The 2,461-nt window shown below is 64.8% G+C and carries 1 protein-coding gene; it reads left to right on the top strand.

Annotation, left to right across the window (positions count from 1 at the left end; translation table 11 throughout):
- Positions 1 to 222: 222 nt before the first annotated feature.
- A partial coding sequence (locus tag B0E53_RS38235; protein ID WP_210406347.1) for a hypothetical protein occupies positions 223 to 2,461 on the top strand: 2,239 nt, incomplete at its 3' end.

The following is a 2,461-nucleotide window of genomic DNA, read 5'->3' as shown; positions in this document are numbered from 1 at the left end:
TCGTCCGGGTCGGACGTCGGGTCGTCGGAGCGGGTTTCGGGTTCGCTGCCGGGCCGGCCGGCGGCGATGGAATGGCATCCCCCGGCCGACTCTGACGCGGGCGGGCAGCCGTCCGATTCAGCGGAATACCACGACCCGCTCGGTCTTGGCCCGGAGTTCGTGGACCTGGCGTGGGCGGAGGACCCGGTCGGAATAGCGGCGGACCCGTTCGCAGGAATGGACATGGCGACTCCGACGTCCGACCCGACTCCGGCGCTCGACCCGACTCCGGCGCTCGACCCGGAGGAGCAGCCGTCGGGCGGGCAGCGGCCGGACTGGGAAAAGGAAGTAGCGGATGCCGCCAGCTCCCTGAAGGTCTCTGGAACCGCTGCCGAGGCGGCATTCGGCAAGTGGGCGAGCGAGGTGTTCGAATTCGATCCCGCAACTCTTGACCAAAGGCCGCACGTCGTCTTCAACGAGTCGGTGTTGGACACCTACGGGGAAGAGTTGGGGAAGAAAGGCATCACCAACCCGGCTGGATTGAGCGGATGGCTGGCCCGCCAACTGGCCAAGGAACTCGCCCCGGGCGGATCGTCGAGGCTCAGGGAGATTCTTCCGTATCCGGATCCGGAGAACATGTCCGAGCAGCAACGAGACGCCCTGCACCGGATCTGGCTCGACAAGATGGCAAACGTCCGAACTACGAGTTACGAGGTCACGCGTGTCGCTCTCCATCTGCTGGCCAAGGGGTTGGACCAGCCGATGCGGCTCTACCATCCGTTCGGCGACCCGTACGAGGACATCGGCCCGCCGCCCGATGACGGTGCCATCCCACGCCCTGTCGTGTGGTGGAAGGGTGGTTACATCGTCCTCAGACCTCGTGACTCGGCCGACATCCCCGCCCGCATCGCCAGCGGCTACCAGCGGACGTCGCCCGACCGCGCACGGCAGCAATGGGACAGCCTTTTCAGCGGGGCACTCGGTCTGTTGAAGGCCAGGATCGAAACGGCGGAAGAGAGTTCTCCCGGGCCTCAACGGTCCCTCCTGCGATACACACTTGACCGGGACCTCGCGGCAATCGGTAAGCGGCCCTTCTCTCCTCGCCGCCTAGCCGAGGAACTTGGCGCATACCACCGCTACCTCATCGGCCTCAGCGGCGACGGCGCCTGGACAGGTGACTACCGATGGAAACCCAAAGACCCGTTCACCCTCCGTATCGCTGCCCACGTCAAAGCCAACATGAGCGCGTACGCGGAATTGCGCTTCCGGCTGGGCGGCGAGGACGCGCAACTCACTCGTGTCGACCACGTGGTCCTACCGGGCGATAGGGTCGCTGTTGACTTCGGGTCGGTCGACGGGGCGGGTGTCGGTATTGTCAAGATCCCGTACCTGGCCGACGGCGTCGAGAAGTTTGCCTACCGGGAGATCGACCGCAAATTTTCTGACAGCGAGCTGGCTGAACTGAGAGCCACCGCACCCGGCCAGGTGTGGCAACTCGACGAGCCGCCGGTCAGCTCCCTCTTTCACATTACGATGGGCTTGAACCCCAGAAACGGCCAGTTGAGCCGCTCCTTCGGCCAGGGCTCGGAGGGCAATAAACTCAAGAGAGCCCGTATCCCGGTCGTCAAAGTGGCCGACGGACGTCCATTTCTCATCCCGGCTGACGTGAGGGAGGTCATTCTCCGACTCGGGTACGGCCCGGATGGTCGACCCATCGCGTTCGTGGTGATGCCGGCTGAGAAGAGCGGGGCCGAACAGGACCTGTATCTGCAACTGGTCAATCCTTCCCCCACCGTCGACGACATCGAGTTGCTGCGCAAAACGGCGCTGTGGGAGGACCTCCCGAATTGGCCGAGCGTTTCCCAGGTGAAAGCATTCGATGACACAATTGCCGCGAATAGTCGATCGCGTGCTCCTCTGAGTTTTTATCTCGGCGGCAGCGGGGCCAAGACGCTAGATGGGCGGGAGGTGAATCTCACCCCTGGGACGCCGATCAGGTTGGCGGTGGGGGAGCGGCACCGGCCGGTCGGAAAGGATGTCCCTTCCGAGAAAGTCAAAGAGGTTGTCGTCGTGGTCAGGGCGCCGTTGGTCCCAAGACCGAACGTGCCGGCGTCCGGACCCGAATACGCCTTCAAGCTCTTCGTCAGGGATGAGGAGGATTACGCTGCTCTCATAGAGCAACTCCAAGAGCGGCAGACGTTGCTCGACCGGCGCAGCGAGCTAGCTGAGTCGGGGGATCGGCGGGCCCCGAAGCGTCCGCGCGTCCAGGATGGCTCGTCGGTGCCTGGCCCGGCGTCCGCGTCTCACCAGCCGCCGCCCCCACCGGATGTGGCTGGTGAGGCGGGACGTGGTGATCGGCTGCTGCCGAGTCAGTTGTCGGAGGATGAGGTGTCGGCCCGGTTCCGGTGGCTGGGTGGGGTGAATGCGGTTCGTGGTGGCGATCCGGTTTTGCGGGGGCGGGGTTACGACACGAACTGTGTGT

The organism is Micromonospora sp. MH33, assembly GCF_003013775.1.
Classification (GTDB): domain Bacteria; phylum Actinomycetota; class Actinomycetes; order Mycobacteriales; family Micromonosporaceae; genus Micromonospora; species Micromonospora fulviviridis.
Note: the sequence above shows the minus strand (reverse complement) of the source record. Positions and strands in the feature narration are given on the sequence as shown.